The organism is Clostridium sp. MCC344 (genome assembly GCF_018785365.1).
In the GTDB taxonomy this organism is placed as follows: domain Bacteria; phylum Bacillota; class Clostridia; order Lachnospirales; family Lachnospiraceae; genus Pilosibacter.
Genome location: NZ_WQPQ01000124.1, coordinates 582 through 1,626, shown reverse-complemented (window position 1 = coordinate 1,626; position 1,045 = coordinate 582). Strand labels below are relative to the sequence as shown.

Here is a 1,045-nt window from a genome sequence, read left to right as displayed (position 1 = left end):
AGAGATCAGCTCTTTTACGGGCGTAAGGTCGATGTGCAGGATATACCCGTTCAGAGCCATTTTCCGTACATAAGCCCCGGTGTTGGAAATGCCCGCCTCGGCCATCCGCTCATGGATGGCCGCCAGCTCGTCCGGTGTTACCATGACGTGCAGATGGACATTCCGCTTGCGGTTCTCCATCAGCGTTCCAGCTCCCGGCCTTTCCGGCGTTCTTTGGGCTCCTTTACCTTATCCAGCGGTTTTGCGTCCAACTCCGGGGGCGTGGGCGGGATGGGCGTGTTGTTGGGTACGCCGTCGATCATGTTGCAGTTCTGCTCTGTGGAGAGCTCGGCGGTTTTCAGATAGTTGTCTTTTTCGTGCATGGCGATCCTCCTTTATCGTTCCTCATGGTTTTTATGGTTTCGCTTCTGGCCGGGTTCCTTCGGGGGTTCCTGCCCTCTGGTTTCATCTTTGAGCCGGGCGGTAATGGATGGGCGCACCCGGTCAGGATTGCCCGGTGCTGGTTTCAGCTCATAATCCTCCATCTGCTTTTCGGTCAGCGGCTTTGCGTAGGTCAGTTCGCCCCATGCCATCAGCCTGCCGTCTGCCACAGGACGCCGCCTGTCATCATCGTAGTTGACGATGGAAAGAGGCTGGTTATCCGGCGGCTTCGGGTAAGTTCCTATGTCCACGGGCCGCTGGGTGGAATAATAGCGGTAAACGCCCTCCGGTCCCAGCTCGGTATGCTTGACCGCCGCATGGTAAAACTGCTGATAGTCGTCCACCCGGCGGTCAAAGTCCCTCTGCGCCCACGCCTGACTGGTTCCATAGCGGCCCCAGTAGTAATCCCGATGGCCGTTTTCCCCCTCGGTAAACTGCCAGGTCACAAAGGGGCTCGGCGCTCCCGGATTATGCCCCAGCGCAAAGCCGTGTCCGGTTTCAAAGGTGGCAGCTTTCAAAATCACATATCCTTGTACTGTCTCCAAGAGATCCCTCCTTTCTGTGCCTCGGGTCAACATGACCCGAAGTGCTGGATGTTACGAAATAAGAGGGCAGACCGGGGAGA

General features: G+C 57.3%; 3 protein-coding genes. All 3 read right to left on the bottom strand.

The genetic code is table 11. The annotated features are described in order from the left end of the window. On the bottom strand, positions 1 to 180 hold a 180-nt coding region (locus GPK90_RS18790; protein WP_486463684.1), incomplete at its 3' end, for a plasmid mobilization protein. Further along, positions 180 to 362, bottom strand: a complete 183-nt coding sequence (locus GPK90_RS18785; protein WP_003500078.1) for a DUF4316 domain-containing protein — start codon at positions 360 to 362, stop codon at positions 180 to 182. The genes GPK90_RS18790 and GPK90_RS18785, both read right to left, overlap by 1 nt. Positions 363 to 374: 12 nt before the next feature. Beyond that, on the bottom strand, positions 375 to 965 hold the full coding sequence (locus GPK90_RS18780) for a defense against restriction DarA-related protein (RefSeq protein ID WP_202615304.1): 591 nt from the start codon (positions 963 to 965) through the stop codon (positions 375 to 377). Positions 966 to 1,045 lie beyond the last annotated feature (80 nt).